Genomic DNA, 20,762 nt, shown 5'->3' on the forward strand with positions numbered 1-20,762 from the left:
TCATCCGGAGAAAACAATGCTTCAAGGAAAGACTGCTCTCGTCACAGGCTCTACCAGTGGAATTGGCCTGGGGATCGCCAAGGCGTTCGCGCGCCAGGGCGCCCATGTCATGCTCAACGGCTTTGGCGACAGCGAAGGCGCACGCGCGCAAGTGCAGGCCGCCGGCGCACAGGCAGGCGCGCGCGTCGCCTACCACGGGGCCGATATGTCGCGGGTAGCCGACATCGAAGACATGATGGCCACTTGCCAACGCGAACTCGGCGCCGTGGACATCCTGGTGAACAACGCCGGCATCCAGCATGTGGCGAACATTGAGGACTTCGCCGTCGAACGCTGGGACGCGGTGATTGCCATCAACCTCACCAGCGCATTCCACACCACGCGACTCGCGCTGCCCGCCATGAAAGCGGCCAACTGGGGACGCATCATCAACCTCGCCTCAGTCCACGGGCTGGTGGCGTCTGCGCAAAAATCAGCCTACGTGGCGGCCAAACACGGCATCGTGGGCCTTACCAAAGTCACCGCGCTGGAGACCGCCACCACCGGGGTCACCTGCAACGCCATCTGCCCAGGTTGGGTGCTGACGCCGCTGGTGCAAAAGCAGGTGGACGCAAAGGCAAGCGAGCACGGCCTGTCCAATGAAGATGCGAAAAAGCTGCTGCTGGGCGAGAAAGAACCCTCGATGCAGTTCACCACCCCCGAAGAACTGGCCGAATTGGCGCTGTTCTTCTGCTCCCCTGCAGGCAACAACGTTCGCGGCGTGGCCTGGAACATGGATGGCGGCTGGGCAGCGCAATAGGTTTTTGGCGCCGCTTTTACTATAAAAATAAGAGCTTGTAGCGCTTATGGGATAAGCGCTAGAGCCCGATTTTTATCGAAATTTCAGCGCATCTGGACACTGCCCGAGACGGTCACCGTGACGCTGGCCTTGCCAGCCTCCACGGGCAGTTGCGCGTCGGACGAAACGCTGGCGCCGCGCGCTTCCATTGCCATCATGCGCGGACGCGGGCCCGGAGCCGAGCTGTTGCTGTGCACGGCCACTTCGCGCAGGCCGTAGCCGCCAAATCCGAATCCGGCGCTCAGCTGCTGCGCCTGCGCCTTGAAGCGCGCGATGGCCTGCTGTTGCGCGTCCCGCTCCACCGTTTCGCGCTGCTCGCGGCTCAAGTCAAAGGCGACACGGCTGACCGTCATGCTGCTCACACGCGCTGCAGCGGTGGTGATGCGGGGAAAGTCGCGCCCCTCCAGGATCAATTCAGCGCTGCCCTGCCAGCCCGTGATCTGCTGGTTTTGTCCATAACGCGGCGAGAGCGAAAAATTGCCGGTGCGCACCTCCATCTTTTGCGGCTCGGCGCTGCGGCGCGCTTCCTGCAACGCCGCATCCAGTGCCTGGCGCAGCTGGGTTTGGACAAGCGCAGCATCCTTGCCCTCCTTCACCGTCCCGAGGGTGAGCACCAGAACGTCCTGCTGCACCTCTACCGTACCGCTGGCCTCGAGTTGCATCACGTTCTGAGGCGCGGGGGTGAGGCTCGATTGCGCCTGCGCCGCCCCACAAGCGGCGAGAAAAAACAAGATGGAAGCGAACATTGAGCGTGTGGTTTTCATGGGCAGGCGTGCCAACGCACGCAAGGAGTGAAAAGGGGCCTGCACCTTAGCGCAGGCTGGAGCCCTGCCCTTGTCAGCCGACATCGCCAGTGCCTGGCATGCGCCAAGCGAACTGTGCGCCGCGGGAAAAACATGTAACCGGAGGTCAAGCCCTGGCGAACGGCGCGGTTTTCAGGCCACAAATTGGTAACAATGGCCGTTGTTACAAATTGGACCGAGGAGTCACCATGGCCACAACCAACGCTGCACGCACCGACAAGGTGCTGGTGGTGGATGACGATGCACGCATCCGCGACCTGCTGCGCCGCTATCTCACTCAGGAGGGCTTTGAAGTCGTCCTCGCCGAAGACGGCAAGGCGCTCAACCGCATCCTGCTGCGCGACACCGTGGATCTGATCGTGCTCGATCTGATGATGCCGGGCGAAGATGGCCTGTCGATCTGCCGGCGCCTGCGCGCCGCCAACGAGCGCACACCCATCATCATGCTGACCGCCAAGGGAGAAGACGTGGACCGCATTGTCGGCCTGGAAGTGGGCGCCGACGACTATCTGGGCAAGCCCTTCAACCCGCGCGAGCTGCTGGCGCGCATCCACGCCGTGCTGCGCCGCCGGCCCGCTCACGAGGCACCCGGTGCACCGTCGGGCGATAACGAGACCGTCAGCTTCGGGCCCTTCACGTTTGATCTGGGGACGCGCGCTTTGCAGAAAAATGGGGAAGAGCTGCCGCTGACCACGGGCGAGTTCGCCATGCTCAAGGCCTTGGTACGTCACCCGCGCCAGCCGCTTTCGCGCGAAAAACTGGCCGTGCTGGCGCGTGGCCGCGAGTTCGAGCCCTTTGACCGCAGCCTGGACGTGCAGGTCTCGCGTTTGCGCAAGCTGATTGAAGAGGACGCGGCCGCCCCGCGCTACATCCAGACCGTCTGGGGTGTGGGCTACGTTTTTGTACCCGATGGTGCGGGCTGAGGGCCGCGCCGCCTGCAGCGTGAGCACCCCTGCATTTGTCTCCGACCGTTCTGAGACTGTCCATGCCCCACACTGCTGACACGGAAGTCACAAACCCTGCGCCACTGGAGGCACAGGGCGCGTCTGCACCGCGCAAACGGGTTGAACTCAATCTGTTTTGGCGCACCTTCTTTTTGCTCAGCGTGCTCCTGTTCGGCAGCATCCTGGCTTGGCTCCAGACCCTGCGAGCGCTTGAATTCGAGCCACGTGCCCTGCACACCGCCCAGCAAATTGCATCGCTCGTGAACCTGAGTCGCGCCGCTTTGGTGCATGCCGACCCCATTGCGCGCGTTTCGCTCATCAAGACCATGGCCGACCAAGAGGGCGTGCGCATTCTGCCGCGCGAGCCCGGCGACCGGTTTGAGCTGCTGGACAACTCCGACCTGGGTTTGCGCCTGACAGAAGAGCTGACGCGCAGACTCGGCCAAGGCGCCATCGTGGCACAAAGCGTGAACGGAGAAAAAGGCCTGTGGGTGGGCTTCACGATCAATGGCGATGCCAACTGGCTGCTGATGGACCGCTCGCGCTTCACACCGGCAGGGGGGCGCACCTGGCTGATCTGGCTGGTGACCGCCGGCGCCTTGTCACTCGCCGGGGCGGCGGCCATTGCCCGGCTGATCAACCAGCCTCTCAAGCGCCTGTCTTTTGCCGCCAACCGCGTGCGCGATGGCGACTTTGCCGCGAGCCGGCTCGACGAAGAGGCGGTAACCAGTGAGATCCGGGAGGTGAACATCGGCTTCAATCGCATGGCGCAAAAACTCGCCAAGCTGGAGCAGGACCGTGCAGTGATGCTTGCCGGCATTTCGCACGACCTGCGTACGCCCTTGGCGCGCCTGCGCCTGGAAACCGAAATGAGCGTGTCGGATGAAATTGCGCGCGAGCACATGGTGGCAGACATCGTCCAGCTGGATGCGACCATCGACAAGTTTCTGGACTACGCGCGCCCCGACCATGTCACGCTGACGCCGGTAAATCTGCGCGGTGTGGTGGCGTCGTGTGTCTTCGCCGTGCAGGACCATCGGGAACTGCAGATCACCATGGATGTGCCCGACGACCTCAACGTCCTCGCGGATGAAGTGGAGTTGGCGCGCATTCTCTCGAATCTGCTGGAAAACGCGCGCCGCTACGGAAAAAACGCGGAAACCGAAGTCGCCCGCGTAGAGATTGCGGCCAAAGGGCGCGAGCAGTGGGTGCTGCTGAAGGTACGCGACCATGGCGCAGGGGTGCCGCCCGAGCAGTTGGCCAACCTGACCAAACCGTTTTTTCGCGGCGACTCCGCCCGCACGGCGGCAGCGGGAGCGGGCTTGGGGCTATCCATCGTCGACAAAACGATTCAACGCATGGGAGGCATCTTTGCGCTGGCCAATGCGGCGTCGGGCGGACTCGTGGCCCACGTTCAACTACAGCGTGCAGACATGCTCCAAGGGGGGACGGAAGCGCAACAGCGCCTGCATCGGCCGCTGGTCAAGCGCAAGCTTCCGCCGCGCGTTGCGAAGAGCTGAAGACGAGCGCCACCGCGCGCGCCTCAATCGCCAGGCCCTGTCCCACCGGTCCAAGTCGCTCGGCGGTTTTTGCCTTGACGTTCACCTGCTCCACCGATACGCCCAGGGCGCAAGCAATGCGCTCACGCATGGCGTCCCGGTGCGGCGCCAGGCGCGGCGCTTGGGCAATCACCGTGCAGTCGATGTTGCCCAGCTCGTAGCCGGCAGCTCGCACCCGCCGCACCGCCTCGGCCAACAAGCGACCCGAATCGGCACCGCCGAAGATGGGGTCGGTGTCGGGAAAATGCGTACCGATATCGCCCAATGCTGCCGCACCCAGAATCGCATCGGTAATCGCATGCAGCAGCACGTCGGCGTCCGAATGCCCGAGCAAGCCGAGTGGGTGTTCGATGGTGACACCGCCAATGACCAAGGCGCGCCCCGGCACCAGAGCATGCACGTCCCAGCCTTCTCCAATGCGCATGTTCATGCTCATGGGGTGCTCCTCGCTACATCGCCGTCCGCAGCGCCATGCCCCTGCATGCCGCCAAACCGGGCCAAGGTGCCTGCGTGCATGCGCTGCGCAAGTACGGCTTCGGCCAGAGCAAAATCTTCGGGGAAGGTAACTTTGAAGTTCAGCGCACTGCCAGGCACCAGCTTGGGGTGCTCACCCATGGCTTCGATGGCGCTGGCTTCATCCGTCGCTGTCGAGCCGAATTGTTCCAGCGCCTTGGCGAGCTGCCCCAGGCGAAACATCTGCGGCGTCTGTGCCAGCCATTTATCGCCCCGATTGACCGTTGAAACCACCCGGATACCCCCCGGCCCGGAGCTGGCCGTCTTGAGGGTATCGGCCAGCTTGTGCGCCAGAAGGCCACCCACCTGGTCGCCCATGCATGCATCTATCAAGGCATTGATCTGCTCGGTGCTCACCAGGCAACGCGCTGCGTCGTGCACCAGCACCCAGTCACGCTCCTGTGCGCCGCGCTCAGCGAGAGCGCGCAGACCGCCGCGCACCGTGTCGGCCCGGCTCGCACCTCCGCAAGGCACGGCAAAGTAGCCGGTGCCCGGGTGGCTGTCGAAAAATACATCCCCCGGCGCAACGGCCACCAGCGTGCTGCGCAAGCGTTCAACCCCCGCAAAGGCTGCCAGTGTGTGCAGCACCAGGGGTCGGCCTGCCACCAGCCGGTACTGCTTGGGCAGGGCGGCATCGCCGTGGCCACCAAGCCCCGCCCGCGCGCCTGTGCCGGCACAAGGCAGCAGCGCCCAGAAACTGCACGGCACATGCGACACCAAGGGGCTAGCAGACGACGCAGGCCACATATCTGGGGAGGAAAAGACGTCGGACATGGCCGCATTCTAGAATTGCGCTTCCCGCCACGCCGGGTGGTTGCCTGCCTGGCGCCATCGGGGCGCCGGTGCGGCCCTTTCGCTCGCGTGCATGCAACTCCCCAAACTCTCTCCTGGCAAGCGCTTCGGCTTGCCCCGACCTCCCGGCAGCGCTGATGCCCTGTTGCTTGCGCGGCTCGCCGAACGCGAGCGCGGCCAGAGTGGCGTGACCGCCATCGTCACGGCCGATGCGTCTGACGCGCGCCGCCTGCTCGATGAAATTGCGTTCTTCGCACCGGACTTGCGCTGCGCTTTGTTTCCCGACTGGGAAACCCTGCCTTACGACAGCTTTTCGCCACACCAGGACCTGATCAGCGAGCGCCTGGCAACGCTGTGGCGCATCAGCCAACGCGACCGCGACACCGGTGCCGACGTGGTGCTGGTTCCCGCTACCACCGCGCTGTACCGGCTGGCACCCCCGTCGTTTTTGGCGGGCTACACCTTTCATTTCCAGCTGGGGCAAAAACTGGACGAGGCCAAGCTGCGCGCCCAGTTGACGCTGGCCGGCTACGCCCATGTCGGCCAGGTGGTGAGCCCAGGCGAGTATGCGGTGCGCGGCGGTCTGATCGACCTGTTTCCCATGGGCTCCGCAGTGCCCTACCGGGTGGACCTGTTTGACGACGAGATCGACTCGCTGCGCGCTTTCGACCCCGATAGCCAGCGCAGCCTCTACCCCGTGGCCGAAGTGCGCCTGCTTCCGGGGCGTGAATTCCCCATGGACGACGATGCCCGCGCACGTTTTCGCAGTCGCTGGCGCGAAGTGCTCGAAGGCGACCCGACCAAGAGCCGCATCTACAAGGACATTGGCCAGGGCGTGGCCACGGCCGGCATCGAGTACTACCTGCCGTTGTTCTTTGAGCAGACTGCCACGGTGTTCGACTACCTGGGCGACAAGGCCACCGTGGTCCTGCATGGGGACCTTGAACCGGCGTTTCAGCGATTTTGGCAAGACACGCGTGAACGCTACCGCCTGGTGCAGGGCGACCCCGAGCGCCCTGCCCTGCCGCCGGACGCATTGTTCCTCAGCGCCGATCAGTTCTACACCGGGGCACGCGAATATGCGCAATTGGCCTTGCGCACCGGAGTGGAGGATGTACCGGACAGCGCCATCTTCCAACGCCTTCCCGACATCTCGGTGGTGCGGGGGGCGCCGGAACCGCTGGCGCGCCTGCAAAGCCATGTAGCGACCGGCCAGCACCGGGTGCTGGTTCTGGCCGAGAGTGCCGGCCGGCGCGAGAGCCTGCTCGACTTCTTGCGCGCCGGTGGCATCGACCTGCCGAGCTTTGATTCACTTGCCGAATTCGAGCAGGCGGTCGGCGAACCCCTAGGCATTGCCACCGCAGCCCTGGCCGAAGGCTTTGCCTGGGTGGAGCAAGGCATTGATTTCGTCACCGAAACCGAACTGTTTTCGACCCCGGCGACGGCACGGCGTCGGCGCAAACAAGAGCAGGTCAGCGATGTCGAGTCGCTCATCAAGGATCTGTCGGAGCTGACCCTGGGCGACCCAGTGGTGCACAGTGCCCATGGCATCGGCCGCTACCGCGGCTTGGTGAACATGGACGTGGGCAATCAAAACCCTGACGGTACGCCCGCGCTACAGGAATTCCTGCATCTCGAATACGCAGCCAACGCGGTGCTCTATGTCCCGGTGAGCCAATTGCAGCTTATCAGCCGCTATTCCGGCGTGTCACCGGACGAAGCGCCATTGCACAAGCTGGGCAGCGGCCAGTGGGAAAAAGCCAAGCGCAAGGCCGCCGAGCAAGTGCGCGACAGCGCCGCCGAGCTGCTGAACATCTATGCCCGGCGCGCAGCGCGCGAGGGCCACGCCTTCCGTTACAACGCGCAGCACTACGAGCAGTTTGTCAGCGATTTCGGCTTTGAGGAGACGGCCGACCAGAACGCAGCCATCCACGCTGTCATCCAGGACATGATCAGCCCGCGCCCCATGGACCGCCTGGTCTGTGGTGATGTCGGCTTTGGGAAGACCGAAGTTGCTTTGCGCGCGGCCTTCGTCGCCGTCACGGGTGGCAAACAGGTGGCCTTCCTTGCGCCGACGACTCTCTTGGCAGAGCAGCATTACCAGACGCTGGTGGACCGTTTTTCCAAATGGCCGGTGAAAGTGGCGGAAGTCTCGCGTTTTCGTTCCGGCAAGGAAGTGACTGCGGCGCTCAAAGGCATTGCAGATGGCACGGTAGACATCGTCGTCGGCACCCACAAGCTGCTCTCCGAATCCACAAAATTCCACAATCTCGGCCTGCTCATCATTGACGAAGAGCACCGCTTTGGCGTGCGCCACAAAGAGCAGATGAAGCAGTTGCGCGCCGAGGTGGACGTGCTGACACTCACCGCCACACCCATTCCGCGCACTCTGGGCATGGCGCTCGAAGGCCTGCGCGATCTCTCGGTGATCGCCACGGCGCCGCAGCGCCGCCTGGCGATCAAGACCTTTGTGCGCAGCGAAGGCACGGGGGTGATTCGCGAGGCCGTCTTGCGTGAATTGAAGCGCGGCGGTCAGGTGTACTTTCTGCACAACGAAGTCGAAACCATTGAGAACCGGCGCCAGAAACTGGAAGAAATCCTGCCAGAGGCACGCATTGCCGTTGCCCATGGCCAGATGCCTGAGCGGCAACTTGAACGCGTGATGCGGGATTTTGTGGCCCAGCGCTACAACCTGTTGCTGTGCTCAACCATCATTGAAACCGGAATCGACGTTCCGACAGCCAACACCATCGTCATGAGCCGCGCCGACAAGTTTGGCCTGGCGCAGTTGCACCAACTGCGTGGACGCGTGGGCCGAAGCCACCACCAAGCCTATGCCTACCTGATGGTTCCCGACGTGGAAAGCCTCACCAAACATGCCCAGCAGCGCCTCGACGCCATCCAGGCGATGGAGGAGCTGGGCAGTGGTTTCTACCTGGCCATGCACGACCTGGAAATTCGTGGCGCCGGCGAGGTGCTGGGAGAGAACCAGAGCGGAAACATGATGGAAATCGGCTTTCAGCTCTACAACGAAATGCTGGGCGAGGCCGTACGCAGCCTCAAGGCGGGGAAAGAGCCGGATCTGTTGGCGCCGCTCAACGTGACCACCGACATCAACCTGCATGCACCTGCCTTATTGCCCGAGGACTACTGCGGCGATGTCCACCTGCGCCTGTCGTTCTACAAGAAGCTGGCTACTGCGCGCACGCCCGAACAGATTGACGGTTTGCTTGAAGAAATCGTCGACCGCTTCGGCAAGCTCCCCCCCCAGGCACAAACCTTGTTGGATGTGCACCGCTTGCGCGTGCTGTCGCAACCTTACGGCGTGCTCAAAGTGGACTCCGCGCCCATGGTCACCACCATCAGTTTCCGGCCAGGCGCGCCAGTGGACCCGATGCGCGTGATCGAACTGGTGCAGAAGAACCGACACATCAAGCTGGCTGGCAACGAAAAGCTGCGCATCGAGCGCGAGTTGCCCGACGCACCGGCTCGTGTCCAGCTGGTGCGTGACCTCTTGCGCAACCTGGGCGCTCCGGTGGCACCCAACTAAAAAAAACCGGCCCCTCAGGGCCGGCAACGCTATGGGTTGGGTGCCATCAGGCATTGGCAAAGCGGTCCCGCATGGCTTTGACTTCGTCGTGGTTGCGCTGGGCGCCGCCCGCCTGGCGCGACACCAAATCGCGCACCGTCGCGGGCAGGGGTTTCTTCAAAGCCTTGCGGTAGGCAGCAACGGCTGAGTCTTCGCCCCGTTCGCATTCCTGCAGCACCGCCTTGTCGTCCATGGTCGAGAGCGCCGTCTTCACCGCGACCCAGCCCCGGTGCATGGCGCCGGCCATGGTGCCGCCGTCGGCAGGATCGCCGCCGTATTGGCGAATGGTCTGCTCCAGCTCGGTGGCAGCCGACGCGCAGTCCGCAGCGCGGCGCAACAAGAGCGCCTTCACCTCTGCGGAATCAGCGTGTTCAGCCGAGGTACGAAAACCGTATTCCCCGTCGCGGCTGGTTTCCAGCAGGTCGTTGAGCACATCGACCACGTCGTCGTTATCCAAGGTTCCAGTCACGGTGCCCACTGCCCCGACGCGCTCCCGCGCTGCCCGTGCAGCGTGGCGGGCTTCAGGCCATTCCAACGGCGACGTTCCGCGATCCGTGATCCAGCGGTCACGCAAGCTCGGCTCTACGGTTTCAAAAGGCCCTTCGTACAAGCCCACTGACTGCCAGCCGAGCGCATAGGCAGGGTGGTAGTCATCGTAGCTTCGCTCTGGCGTGACGTAGGGTTCGTCGCGATACGCCTCGCGCCAGTAAGCCTCCTCTGCGGTAGGGTTAACGGCCTCGGCCGCGGCCTTGCCTGCCAAGCCACCCGCCACGGCACCCACCACGCCACCGATGGCAGCGCCTACCGGGCCGCCAAAGGCACCTGTGGCGGCTCCAGCCGCTGCACCGCCCACGGCAGCACCCAAGCCCGTGCCCACGGGGTGGGCACCTGGCTCGTTGGTAATTGGATCGCGGTTCGCATCGTTCCGATCGGACATGTCTAGCTCCTTGGTTGAATCAATGGAGCCATTCTGGGAGTGGCACTGCCTGGCCTGGGTGCGCGCCCCGCGCGCTGGCGTGTAGGACTTTTGCGCATCCACCCGCGCGCACATCAGGCCTTGCGAAGGCAGATAAAAACGCTATTGAAAAGATAGCTTTTAGTGCTTACAGAATAAGCGCTAGAGCCCATTTTCATTCAAATTCTTGACGTCAAGGCCTAGCTCCTGAATCTTGCGCGTGATGGTATTGCGGCCAATGCCCAGGCGCTGCGCAGCTTCCATGCGCCGTCCGTGCGTGGCGTCCAGCGCGCCCGAGATCAAGCAGGACTCAAAGCGCTGCGCCAGACGATCCCAGACCTCGTTGCCGCCAGCGGCCAGCAAGGCGCGTACTTCCAGAGCCAAGGCCTGCTCCCAGCCGCCTGCCATGGCAGCGTTTGCTGCGGACACGGACCGAAGGGTTTCCGCGCCAGCTGCGCTCTCGGCAGCAAGCACCTGCGGCGCGCCGAGCGCTGAGGTGTGCAGGCCCGCCGGTCGGGCTTCGTCTGCCGAGACGGCAGCACCCGAAGGGGGTGCGGGCGTCTCGCCACGCATTGCAGGGGTTGCAGGATAGGCAAGCACCTCGGGCGGCAGGTCTTGCAGCGAAACAACTTGAGCTGGCGCCATGACGGTGAGCCAATGGCAGATGTTCTCCAGTTGCCGCACGTTGCCCGGAAAGTCAAAGTCGGCCAGCCGCGCAAGCGCCGACTCGGCAATCCGCTTCGGCTCGACGCCCAGCTGGCGTGCGCTCACCTGCAGAAAATGGCGCGCGAGCATGGGAATGTCCTCGCGCCGCTCACGCAGCGCAGGCAGGCGCAAGCGGATGACGTTGAGGCGGTGAAACAGGTCTTCGCGAAAAACACCCTCTTTGACGCGCTGCTCCAGATTCTGGTGCGTGGCCGCCACGACGCGCACGTGGGCCTTTACCGCGCTGTGACCACCGACACGGTAGAACTGGCCGTCTGAGAGCACGCGCAGCAAGCGCGTTTGCAGGTCGAAGGGCATATCGCCAATTTCATCGAGAAACAGGGTGCCGCCCTCAGCCTGCTCAAAACGTCCGCGCCGCTGCGTCTGGGCCCCTGTGAACGCGCCGCGTTCGTGGCCAAAGAGTTCGGACTCCAGCAAATCTTTGGGAATCGCCGCCGTATTGATGGCAACGAACGGGCCTTGCGCAACGGGTGAATGCTTGTGCAAGGCGCGCGCCACGAGTTCCTTGCCCGAGCCGGACTCGCCAGTGATCAGCACCGTGACCTGGCTCTGGCTCAGGCGTCCGATGGCGCGAAACACGTCCTGCATGGCGCTTGCCTGGCCCAGCATCTCGGGCGCCAGTTCGGCAGTTTCCTGCGCAACATCCTCGCGCTGGCTCTCTTGTACCGCGCGGCGGATCAGTTCGACCGCCTTGGGCAGATCAAAGGGCTTGGGCAGGTATTCGAATGCCCCGCGCTGGAAGGCCGAAACGGCGCTGTCGAGGTCTGAAAACGCCGTCATGATGATGACCGGCAGGCCGGGCTGCAGCGCCTGCACACTTTCGAGCAACTGCAGCCCCGAGCCCCCAGGCATGCGGATGTCGCTGACCAGAACCTGCGGACCCGGCTGGGCCTGCACGCCTTGGGCGATGGCGGCCATCGCATCCAGCACCTCGCGCGGGTGGCTGAAGCTGCGCGTGCTCAAACCCTCGCGCGCAAGGGCCTTTTCCAGCACGAAGCGGATCGAAGGGTCGTCATCTACTATCCAGATCGGCTTCATAAGCAGTCATTCCCCGTTGGCAGTCGTCATTCCTCAGGGAAGCGGAATGAGCATACGAAAGTCGGTGCAACCGGGCACGCTTTCGCATTCAATCAATCCATGGTGCTGCTGCACAAACGTCTGCGCCAGCGTCAGCCCCAACCCCGAGCCGCCCTCGCGTCCCGACACCAGGGGATAGAAGATTCTTTCCCGGATGGCGTCGGGCACGCCAGGCCCGTTGTCGATGACATGCAATTCCAGTGCCAGGCGATAGCGCTGCCGTCCAAAAGTGACCTGGCGCGCTACACGGGTGCGCAAGGTGATGCAGGCATTGCCTTGTGCCATGGCTGGCAACAAGGCCTGGGCCGCGTTCTGCACAATATTGAGCACGGCCTGAATCAACTGTGCACGGTCGCCGCGGAACTCGGGGATGGAGGTGTCGTAGTCGCGCTGGATATGCAGACCCTGGGGATACTCCACGAGGATCAGAGAACGCACGCGTTCACACACCTCGTGAATGTTGACGTCGCCGACCTGGTGCGGGTGCCGGTGCGGGGCCAGCAAGCGGTCGACGAGGCTTTGCAGTCGGTCGGCCTCGTGCACGATGACCTCGGTGTACTCGCTCAGCTCGGGGCTTTGCAATTCAAGCGCAAGCAGCTGCGCAGCGCCGCGGATACCGCCCAGCGGGTTCTTGATTTCGTGTGCCAGGTTGCGAATCAACTCCTTGTGGCCCTGCGCCTGCTCCAGCAACCGCTCCTCTCGGTCCTGGCGTACCTGCTGCTCCAACGGCCAAAGTTCAACCACGATATGCCCGCGCAGCTCACCCGTGGCAAGGTTCATATGCACGGGAACACTGTCCTGGTGCGGTCGCCGCAGCAGTGCCTCAAAGCGCAGGGCCGCAAAATCGTTGCTGTGCGCACCGGCCAGCGCAGTCTGGATCAGTGCGGGCTCGGTGAAGAACTGGCTGAAATCGCCCCCCACCAGACTGCGCCGGGATGCACCCAAGGCTTGCTCCAGCGCTGCATTCACATACCACACCGAACCATCGGCATGCAGCACCGCCACCAGCACCGAGAGCAGGTCAAAGGCCTGGAACGATGGGGGGCTGCGCGGCGCGGCCCCACGGACCCGCACTTAGCGCACCGGAGGGAGGCGCTCGATTTCGCGCCGGATGCCTTCCACATCGGCTTCGGCACGCGCCAGCGCGGCCTTCAGCTCTGCGGTGCGTTCCATGTACTTCTGCGGGTTGCGCAAATCGAGGGCATTGCGCTGCGGCGAACCATCGTTGTATTCCTGCTTGGTTTCGGCCAAACGCGCCTGCGCCTTCTTTAGTTCCGACTCCAGAATGGCACGCGCATCCGCGTCGCGAGCACGCTGGTCATTGGGGTCCACGCGCGGCGCCGATGGAGGCGAGGCGGCCGCCTTCGGTGCTGCACCACTGCTTCCCCCAGCCGGACGCGTTCCCTCCACCACGGTAATGTTTCCACCCTCCACCACCTTGCAATTGCGCTCCTTGGCCACTGCAGCATTGTTGGTGTATTCGTTGCCGCAGCGGTAGATGCGGTTTTGGGCGAACGCGGCCGGCACGGCCAATGCCAGGCCAAGGCAGGACGAAAGCAGGGAGAAAGTGATTTTTTTCATAGGCAGACCGAAGCGCGTTGGGCGCAGTGTGCGGCCAGTATCGCCCAAAACGCCAAGAATCTTCAACCTGCGGACGGTCACGGCTGGGCGCTACCAGGCGTGCGCCTTGGCAGCGCGCAAGTTGGCGCGCCACAACACTTCAATGGAAAAAGGCGGCCGAAGCCGCCTCAATCCGGCGCTACGCGGGCTCGCGCGCCGCTTACAGCGAGTAGTACATGTCGAATTCCACGGGGTGCACGGCCTGGCGAAAGCGAGTGACCTCGCCCATCTTGAGCTCAATGTATGCGTCCACCATGGAGTCACTGAAAACACCGCCCTTGGTAAGGAAGGCACGGTCTGCGTCCAGCGCCTCCAGCGCCTGATCCAGACTGTGGCAGACCGTAGGTACCAGCTTGTCCTCTTCGGGCGGCAGATGGTAGAGATCCTTGGTGGCGGCTTCACCGGGGTGGATTTTGTTTTCCACACCATCCAGACCCGCCATCAACAGGGCTGCAAAGCCCAGGTAGGGGTTCATCAGCGGATCGGGGAAGCGCGCCTCCACACGGCGACCCTTGGGGTTGGCCACGTAGGGAATACGGATGGAAGCAGAGCGATTCTTGGCCGAATAAGCCAGTTTCACCGGCGCCTCGAAGTGCGGCACCAGGCGTTTGTAGCTGTTGGTACCGGGGTTCGTGATCGCGTTCAGCGCCCGGGCGTGCTTGATGATGCCGCCGATGTAATACAGAGCAAAGTCCGACAGGCCGGCATAGCCGTCGCCGGCAAACAGGTTTTTGCCGTCCTTCCAGACCGACTGATGCACGTGCATGCCCGAGCCGTTGTCGCCCGCGTAGGGCTTGGGCATGAACGTGGCGGTCTTTCCATAGGCATTGGCCACGTTGTGAACCACATACTTTTGCAGCTGCGTCCAGTCGGCCCGTTCCACCAGCGTGCTGAACCGGGTGCCAATCTCGTTCTGGCCGGCACCGGCCACCTCGTGGTGGAACACTTCCACCGGGATGCCGACCGATTCCAGGATCAGGGACATTTCAGCGCGCATGTCGTGTGTGCTGTCAACCGGTGGCACAGGAAAGTAGCCGCCCTTGACCGTGGGGCGGTGCCCCCGATTGCCGCCTTCGAGCTTGGCTCCCGTATTCCAAGGTGCCTCGTACTCGTCGATTTCGACACTGACATTGCCGGGCTCGTTGCTCCAGCGCACGCCATCAAAAATGAAAAATTCGGGCTCAGGGCCAAAGAATGCAGTGTCACCCAAGCCCGACGCCTTGAGGTAAGCCTCGGCCCGCTTGGCAATGGAGCGCGGATCGCGGTCATAGGCCTTGCCATCGCTGGGCTCGATCACGTCGCAAGTCATGATCAGCGTCGTCTCCTCGAAGAACGGATCAATATTGGCTGAATTGGGATCGGGAACCAGCTGCATATCGGACGCTTCGATGCCCTTCCAACCTGCGATCGACGAGCCGTCAAACGCATGCCCCGAGGCAAATTTTTCTTCGTCAAAGTGCGATACGGGAACCGTGGTGTGGTGCTGCTTGCCACGGGTATCGGTGAACCGGAAGTCGACAAACTTGACCTCGTTTTCCTTCACCATCTTCATTACGTCTGCAACGGTCTTGGCCATCCGAATCTCCTGAGTAAATCGGGGTTAAGTAAGTATCTTGGAAAACAAAAGCAGTTTGTGTGCCAGTGCTGCAGCAGATCGCTGCAAACAGCAGCCCGCGTCTGACAAGCTGTCACGCTTCGTTTTGGTGCATTTTGCGTCGACATGCTCGACCTAGCCAGAACGCACCATTTCGGGGCCAAGTCGAGCACCAACTTGGTGCAAACCTGAAAGAAGGGCTTCCCAAGCCGGTGCTACGAGGCCGCTTGGGCCCTTCACTCCCAATTCGATATGGCGACCATGCATTGGATGGTCAACGCTTGGCAGACAGAACACCGCAATCTCAGGATGCTCGCGCTCCAGGGCTTCCATCAGAGGGGTCAGCAGGGCTTCCTGACTGTCGAAAACGACCACCGAATGCTCTGTTCGCGCAGCCTGATGAAAAAAATCTGCGTAGAAGGTATCGAGCACCCAGGCGATCATCGGCCACGCCATCACCGGAAAGCCGGGCACAAAATAAACAGCAGCTCGAGAACCCGGTGGCGCACAAAAAAAGCCAGGGATCTGGTTGTAAGGATTTGGGATGATGTGCGCACCGCTCGGAAACACGCCCATCTTCAATCGCTGCTGATTGTCTGCACGCGTGGGTTCGTAGGGCTCACCGTTTTCGCAAGCCAGGCGCCGAATGCGTGCGTCGATAAGCACTTGCGCCTCGGGATGCAGCACGGCCGGTACACCCAGGGCCTGCGCTGCACATTCACGCGTATGGTCGTCAGGCGTCGCGCCGATACCACCTGTGCAAAAGACGACATCGCCCGAAGCAAACGCCCGCCGCAGTGTCGCTGTAATGCGCTGCGCGTCGTCACCCACATATTCGGACCACGCCAAACTCAGGCCACGCTCTCTGAGCAGCTCAATCACTCTGCAGAGGTGTTTGTCGATGCGCTTGCCCGACAAAATCTCGTCGCCAATGACGATCAGACCGAACTGAAAACTCATGCTGTTGTCGCACTTTGCGAAGCCGCCTGCCCCGGCAACTTTGGCGACGAAGCGGTGTCTCGGAGGTTATTGAGGGCTGCCAAACAATAGTGCGCGAACCACAGGGATGAGAATGCAAACACCAAGGTGTAAATCCAAATCCCGACAGGAATGAGTACAAAAAACGCTGCTGCAAATACCAGACCCGACGCCCAGACAATTGCGGGCGCAGCTCCAAGGTAGCCGGTAATCAGACCAATCGCCAACAATGCGACCCGGTGGCGCTTCAAAATGAGTACACGCTCTTGCGGATCTGCGTGCTCTGCCAATGCGTCAAACGCCATGACGCGGTAGGCCAGCCAACCCCAGATGAGCGGGGGCAAAACCAGCACCAGAGGCGGAATGAGCCACAGCGGCATCGAAGCAAACAGAGCGAGGAGTGCCAAGGCCATCGAGGCCAGCGACCAAGCCATGCTGTGAAGAAAAGAGGCTCCTTTGCGGCGCTCAAGCTCCGGGAACCGGCGCTGTGCGACCAAGCCTACCAAGGCAGGCGTCATCATGGTTGCCACCACCAGAAGTGACAGCACGACGACGACTGGAACGACGACCGCCAGCACCAGCATTGGCGCCAATACGGACGGCAGATTCCCCGCGCCCCAGGAACTCAGCCAACTCCACAAGCTTCCCATGAGCCCGGACGAATTGATCCATTCGGCTACGGCCACCACCGCAGCGTCCCAGTAGAAGTGCCCTAGCAACAAGGCGCCAAGTCCCATGAGCAAAAGCGGCAGCAGCGACAGAATGAGCACGCGCGGCAACACGCAATACGCCATGGCGCGCCAGAATGAATCCATCAAAAGCGGCATGGGGATGAGCATACTCGCAGGCTGAAGTGCGCGCCCTCGGCAGTACGCCGGACCCATCGCCACCCGACCGCACCGAGACGTCGCCAAAGCGGCCATTCGATCGGCAGCACCGACAGCACGACCGGCGCTCGTGGTCGTCCACAAGCTCCTGGCCGTTGCGCTGCGCCGCCTACTGTAGCGATTCGGCGTCATCCTGGGGCACCGCACGGTGCGCATAGTGCGATCTAGGCCAACGAGGTCTTGATTCGACGAGGGCGGATACGCGCGAGTCATCTGTCCCTCCTGCCCTGAAGGGATTGTGGGCGAGCAAGGTCTCTTGGCGCTGGCAGCGCTGAGGGTCTGGCGCAGCTGCATAGACATCTGCAACGCAGAGCGAATCCTTGGCGCAGAGATGCCGACCGCGACAAATCCTTCGACCCGCATGGACCGCGATTGCCATGGTGCACGACGGCAAGCTTGGCGATGAACGTGCTGGCATCGCCGTCGTACTACGCTGCCTGAACGTCTTCCAGCCCGGCCGCCGCACGTATCGCCAATGCGGCCATCAAGGTGAAGATCGCCAGCACGGCCCCGATGCCGAGCCACTGTGCAATGACACCGAAAACCCCGGCAGCAAGCAAAATGACGCCCACCACCGAATTGCTGAGCGCAGTGTAGGTCGCCCGGCTGTCGCGGTCGGCCATGTCGACGACATGCACTGAACGGCCCAGCCGCACGCCCTGGTGGGCAATCATCAGCACGAACAACAGAGCCGGTAGTACGGATGCGTGCCCCAGCAGTTGCGGCATTGCCAAGGCGAGAAGAGCGGCCGCCGCATTGGCCAGAGCGGCGAGTGTGGCCGCCAGCATCAGCACGCGCCGGCTGGATCGGTCGGCCAGCCGGCCCCACACGTAGGTGCTGGCCAGACTCGCGGCTGCCGACGCGATCATGAACGGACCTAGCGTGCCAAGGCCGCTGGCGGAGTTGTCGCCGCTGAGGGCAATGTAGAACGGAGGCGCCAGGGCCGACGACAGCAGCAAGCCGCGCGTCACAATGAGCCGACGCAAAGGCGCATCGCTGCGCAGCAGATTGAGCTGCGCAATGACCGCCGCCAGACCGTCGATACCCCCTTTGGTGGCGCCTGGCTCTTCGCGTATCGACGCAAAAACGAATGCGGCGAGCAGCCAGCACAGGCCGCCGAGCGCGACCATGCTGGAAACGACCGGCACCGTAAGCGGAATCCATCCGATGGAATAGCCCACCGCCAACAGAAGCGTCGCCACGGCAGCGATGGTCCCTGCCGTGCCGCTGACCGTGCCGCGCCGGCCAATGTCCACGGTTTTGCCTAGCACGTCTTTGTGGCTGATCGAGCACAGACTGCGACCCAGCGCAAAAACCGCAATCAGCGCGACCGAGACAACGCCTGCGGCAGAGCCGGACAACATCTGCGCGAACCACCCCGCCAGGCCGAAGCCGAGGATGGCCGCACCCTGGACGACACAGCCAATCACATAGACGGTCTTGCGAATGGCAAGCCGACGGATACGCGCCGAGATCGCCAGTTGCGGCAGCATCGCCAGCGACTCGCGTACCGGCACCAGCAGCCCCAAGGCCCAGGTTGGCGTGCCGATGGCGTCGAGCAGCCAGGCAAGCACAAGCTTGGGATCGGCCAAACCTTCCCCGATCTTCGTCAAACTCAGCGACGCGACATGCAAACCATAGTTGCGCGGCTGCTCGCGGCACGCCGATTCGGGCAGGTCGCGGCACACCTGCGCCATCGGGTCGTCATCGACCAACAGCGCGTGCAGATGTGCCCCTTGCTTGTTATTACTTGTCACTTGGAGAAGCCGCCGGGTTGGCCCGGTAAAGAGTCGCGTTCAGTGTGCCAAAGGCGCTGGCTCAAATTGCCAGCCGAAAATGGATACCTTACTGCAACCGGCCTATCGATAGACCAGTGCACCAACCATGAACGGGGCCTGCCCGGTCATGCCGTCAGAATCGGGCCCCGCCAGGAACGACACGCTCGACCCGCGCCCACAGGAAATTTCCGCAGATGTTGTGAGACCTTGCTTGCGGCTGATGTCGGGGCGCAAACGTGTCGAGCAAGGTTCATCTCTATCCTCCCTGCAGTTACACCTCCAACGCTATAAGCTGCGCTGGTTGCAACAAGCGACGAGGAGAACATCATGGGACTGTTGGTGGATGGAAAGTGGCACGACGAGTGGTACGACACCAAGGCGACCGAGGGACGCTTCGAACGCTCAAAAAGCCAGTTCCGCAACTGGATCACAGCCGACGGCAAAGCGGGGCCGAGCGGCGATGGTGGGTTCAAGGCAGAACGCGGGCGCTACCACCTGTATGTGTCCTACGCCTGTCCATGGGCGCACCGAACCCTGGTGATGCGCGCGTGGAAAGGGCTGGAGGAGCACATTGACGTATCCGTGTCGCACCCGCTGATGCTCGAGAACGGTTGGGAGCTGCGCATGGATTTCCCTGGCGCGACCGGCGATCTGCTGTACGGATTCGACAAGATGTACCAGGTGTATCTGAAGGCCGACCCGCACTACAGCGGGCGCGTGACGGTGCCCATTCTGTGGGACAAAGATCGCGAGACCATCGTCAACAACGAATCCGCCGAGATCATCCGTATGCTGAACAGCGCGTTCGACGGCGTCGGCGCGCGCCCAGGGGACTACTGCCCGCAAGATCTGCTTGAAGGCATCGATGCCGTCAACGACACGGTGTACGAACACGTGAACAACGGCGTGTACAAAGCGGGCTTCGCCACCACCCAGACCGCCTATGACGAGGCTGCGACTGCCTTGTTCCGGGCACTGGAGGATCTGGAGAACCGCCTTGGCGAAAGCCGATATTTACTGGGCAACACCTTGACCGAAGCCGATCTGCGGCTCTGGGCGACGCTGCTGCGCTTTGATGCGGTGTACGTGACGCACTTCAAGTGCGACCGCAAGCGCATTGCCGATTTTCCAAACCTCAATGGCTTGCTGCGCGATATATACCAAATGCCCGGCGTGGCCGACACCGTCCATATGGATCACATTCGCCACCACTATTTTTGCAGCCACCCGACGATCAATCCACACGGCATTGTGTCGATCGGCCCGGTTCTGGACTTCAGCGCGCTGCACCATCGCGAGCGTCTGGGCCAGCAGAAAATCCGCGGCACCTGAGCATGCGGTGGTGGTTGCTCTTCCGGTCCATGCACGAATGACAGCCCGAGGCGCCCCGATCGGAGATCATTCATGACCATCCCCTCTGCTGACCCAATGAACCCGCGCCGCGAGCGCATGGTCCTCGAGATCGTAGGCATGGTGCACCAGACGCGCCTTGAGACGGGGTGCGAGGCCTTGTCCGAGCGCGTGCTGGCCGCGCTGCGCAGAGTCGAGCGGCATCGCTTCGTGCCAAGCGCACAGATCGCACAAGCCTATGACAACCACCCGCTCCCTATCGGCGCCGGCCAAACCATTTCGCAGCCCTTCATCGTTGCGCTGATGACCGAGCTGATGGCGCTCAATGCCGATAGCAAGGTGCTGGAAGTGGGCACCGGTTCCGGTTATCAGACTGCGGTGCTGGCTGAACTGGTGGCTGCGGTGTATACGATCGAGATCGTCGAGCCGCTGGGCCTTGAGGCAGCGCGGGCCCTGGCTGCGGCAGGCTATCCAAACGTGCACACTCGCTTGGGCGACGGTCACGCAGGCTGGCCGCAAGAGGCACCGTTCGATGCCATCATCGTGACCGCCGCAGCCTCCGAGTTGCCACAGCCGCTGATCGAGCAATTGAAACCCGGCGGACGACTGGTGTTGCCGCTCGATGCGCCGGATGGGACCCAGTCGCTCTCTGTGGTCGAAAAAAGCGCGGCGGGGGCAATCACCGTGCGCCCAGTGTTGCGCGTTCGCTTTGTACCGTTCACGCGCCATTGAGTGCACTGCGGCCGTTCCGCGCGTGCC

17 protein-coding genes are annotated in these 20,762 nt (G+C 62.8%); 6 read left to right on the forward strand and 11 right to left on the reverse strand.

Annotation, left to right across the window (positions count from 1 at the left end; genetic code table 11):
• The first annotated feature begins 16 nt into the window (after positions 1-16).
• A complete protein-coding gene (locus C6571_RS00665) occupies positions 17-799 on the forward strand; it encodes a 3-hydroxybutyrate dehydrogenase (RefSeq protein ID WP_106444976.1) in 783 nt (260 codons plus the stop codon).
• An 83-nt stretch (positions 800-882) separates the two neighbouring features.
• On the opposite strand, the gene C6571_RS00670 is transcribed toward C6571_RS00665, so the two are convergent.
• On the reverse strand, positions 883-1,602 hold the full coding sequence (locus C6571_RS00670) for an SIMPL domain-containing protein (protein WP_106444978.1): 720 nt from the start codon (positions 1,600-1,602) through the stop codon (positions 883-885).
• A gap of 227 nt (positions 1,603-1,829) precedes the next feature.
• On the opposite strand from C6571_RS00670, the gene ompR reads away from it, so the two are divergent.
• Both ompR and C6571_RS00680 read left to right on the forward strand, forming a co-directional pair.
• Positions 1,830-2,564, forward strand: coding sequence for an osmolarity response regulator transcription factor OmpR (ompR, locus tag C6571_RS00675; protein ID WP_106444980.1), 735 nt, complete (start codon positions 1,830-1,832; stop codon positions 2,562-2,564).
• A gap of 62 nt (positions 2,565-2,626) precedes the next feature.
• A complete protein-coding gene (locus tag C6571_RS00680) occupies positions 2,627-4,105 on the forward strand; it encodes a sensor histidine kinase (protein WP_106444982.1) in 1,479 nt (492 codons plus the stop codon).
• Here the strand turns inward: C6571_RS00680 and ispF are convergent.
• Both ispF and ispD read right to left on the reverse strand, forming a co-directional pair.
• Complete coding sequence (gene ispF, locus C6571_RS00685) at positions 4,068-4,574, reverse strand: 2-C-methyl-D-erythritol 2,4-cyclodiphosphate synthase (RefSeq protein WP_106444984.1); 507 nt, start codon at positions 4,572-4,574, stop codon at positions 4,068-4,070. The two genes, C6571_RS00680 and ispF, sit on opposite strands and share 38 nt — an antisense overlap.
• Before the next feature lie 2 nt (positions 4,575-4,576).
• Positions 4,577-5,404, reverse strand: coding sequence for a 2-C-methyl-D-erythritol 4-phosphate cytidylyltransferase (ispD, locus tag C6571_RS00690; RefSeq protein ID WP_106444987.1), 828 nt, complete (start codon positions 5,402-5,404; stop codon positions 4,577-4,579).
• Positions 5,405-5,522: 118 nt separating this feature from the next.
• Here ispD and mfd point away from each other — a divergent pair, with 118 nt between their 5' ends.
• Positions 5,523-8,999: a transcription-repair coupling factor gene (gene mfd, locus C6571_RS00695; RefSeq protein ID WP_106444989.1), complete on the forward strand. Its 3,477-nt coding sequence runs from the start codon at positions 5,523-5,525 to the stop codon at positions 8,997-8,999.
• 46 nt (positions 9,000-9,045) lie between these two features.
• On the opposite strand, the gene C6571_RS00700 is transcribed toward mfd, so the two are convergent.
• The 8 genes from C6571_RS00700 to C6571_RS00735 all read right to left on the reverse strand — a co-directional run bounded on the left by C6571_RS00700 (position 9,046) and on the right by C6571_RS00735 (position 18,632).
• On the reverse strand, positions 9,046-9,975 hold the full coding sequence (locus C6571_RS00700) for a ferritin-like domain-containing protein (RefSeq protein WP_106447949.1): 930 nt from the start codon (positions 9,973-9,975) through the stop codon (positions 9,046-9,048).
• A 180-nt stretch (positions 9,976-10,155) separates the two neighbouring features.
• Positions 10,156-11,757 carry a nitrogen regulation protein NR(I) gene (ntrC, locus tag C6571_RS00705; protein WP_106444991.1) on the reverse strand — a complete coding sequence of 534 codons (1,602 nt, stop codon included), beginning with the start codon at positions 11,755-11,757 and terminating at the stop codon, positions 10,156-10,158.
• A gap of 33 nt (positions 11,758-11,790) precedes the next feature.
• Positions 11,791-12,870, reverse strand: a complete 1,080-nt coding sequence (glnL, locus tag C6571_RS00710; protein ID WP_106444993.1) for a nitrogen regulation protein NR(II) — start codon at positions 12,868-12,870, stop codon at positions 11,791-11,793.
• On the reverse strand, positions 12,871-13,377 hold the full coding sequence (locus C6571_RS00715; RefSeq protein WP_106444995.1) for an efflux RND transporter periplasmic adaptor subunit: 507 nt from the start codon (positions 13,375-13,377) through the stop codon (positions 12,871-12,873).
• Positions 13,378-13,576: 199 nt separating this feature from the next.
• Complete coding sequence (glnA, locus tag C6571_RS00720; protein ID WP_106444996.1) at positions 13,577-14,992, reverse strand: type I glutamate--ammonia ligase; 1,416 nt, start codon at positions 14,990-14,992, stop codon at positions 13,577-13,579.
• A 153-nt stretch (positions 14,993-15,145) separates the two neighbouring features.
• Positions 15,146-15,970: a competence/damage-inducible protein A gene (locus C6571_RS00725; RefSeq protein ID WP_106444998.1), complete on the reverse strand. Its 825-nt coding sequence runs from the start codon at positions 15,968-15,970 to the stop codon at positions 15,146-15,148.
• The gene (locus C6571_RS00730) at positions 15,967-16,815 is read right to left on the reverse strand and encodes an EI24 domain-containing protein (protein WP_106447950.1); all 849 of its coding nucleotides are present in this window, start codon (positions 16,813-16,815) and stop codon (positions 15,967-15,969) included. Before C6571_RS00730 ends, C6571_RS00725 begins: the two co-directional genes overlap by 4 nt.
• Before the next feature lie 488 nt (positions 16,816-17,303).
• Positions 17,304-18,632: an MFS transporter gene (locus C6571_RS00735; protein ID WP_211300681.1), complete on the reverse strand. Its 1,329-nt coding sequence runs from the start codon at positions 18,630-18,632 to the stop codon at positions 17,304-17,306.
• A 348-nt stretch (positions 18,633-18,980) separates the two neighbouring features.
• Between C6571_RS00735 and C6571_RS00745 the strand changes: the two genes are divergently transcribed.
• Complete coding sequence (locus C6571_RS00745; protein WP_106445001.1) at positions 18,981-19,985, forward strand: glutathione S-transferase family protein; 1,005 nt, start codon at positions 18,981-18,983, stop codon at positions 19,983-19,985.
• Positions 19,986-20,057: 72 nt separating this feature from the next.
• Positions 20,058-20,735 carry a protein-L-isoaspartate(D-aspartate) O-methyltransferase gene (locus tag C6571_RS00750; RefSeq protein WP_245901342.1) on the forward strand — a complete coding sequence of 226 codons (678 nt, stop codon included), beginning with the start codon at positions 20,058-20,060 and terminating at the stop codon, positions 20,733-20,735.
• Positions 20,736-20,762: the final 27 nt, after the last annotated feature.

The sequence above is a fragment of the Simplicispira suum genome, assembly GCF_003008595.1.
Taxonomy (GTDB): Bacteria; Pseudomonadota; Gammaproteobacteria; order Burkholderiales; family Burkholderiaceae_C; genus Simplicispira; species Simplicispira suum.